The following is a 521-nucleotide window of genomic DNA, read 5'->3' as shown; positions in this document are numbered from 1 at the left end:
GCAGGACGCTCTGAGTGTCACCGGAGCCATGACTCGAACAGGACGTTCGAGATTAGAGCATCGCCAGGGATGGCAAGATGCCGTGATGGCGGGAGGTGACCAAAGAACATTACGTTGATACTCTGAAGATTAATGGTGGAGGTTAGCGGGATCGAACCGCTGACCCCCTGCTTGCAAGGCAGGTGCTCTCCCAGCTGAGCTAAACCCCCGTCTTCATATATCGGATTGCAGAGGCCAGATTCCAGATCAACAGCCAGTTTGCAAGTCATTTCTGACATCCGACCTCTGTTCTCTGACTTCTATAATGGTGGGCCTAGATGGATTCGAACCATCGACCTCACGATTATCAGTCGTGCGCTCTAACCAACTGAGCTACAGGCCCATTTCGATGTGCAAAAACATGCTTCGATGCACGACGTGAATTAGCCTTGAGGCTAAGATAAATCGTCATCTTGCTTTGTCTTCGAACTCGTTTATTTTTTTGCTGAGGTTCCATTCTAAATCGAATTGCTTCAATTTTT

2 tRNA genes are annotated in these 521 nt (G+C 48.6%); both read right to left on the bottom strand.

Features of this window, described 5'->3' with window-relative positions:
* Window positions 1–133: 133 nt before the first annotated feature.
* Window positions 134–209: transfer RNA gene (locus DSOL_RS26335), tRNA-Ala, on the bottom strand.
* Window positions 210–305: 96 nt separating this feature from the next.
* Window positions 306–382: transfer RNA gene (locus DSOL_RS26330), tRNA-Ile, on the bottom strand.
* Window positions 383–521 lie beyond the last annotated feature (139 nt).

Source organism: Desulfosporosinus metallidurans (assembly GCF_001936615.1).
GTDB classification, from domain to species: Bacteria; Bacillota; Desulfitobacteriia; order Desulfitobacteriales; family Desulfitobacteriaceae; genus Desulfosporosinus; species Desulfosporosinus metallidurans.
The sequence above is the reverse complement of the archived record's forward strand: the minus strand, read 5'-3'. Positions and strand labels throughout refer to the sequence as shown.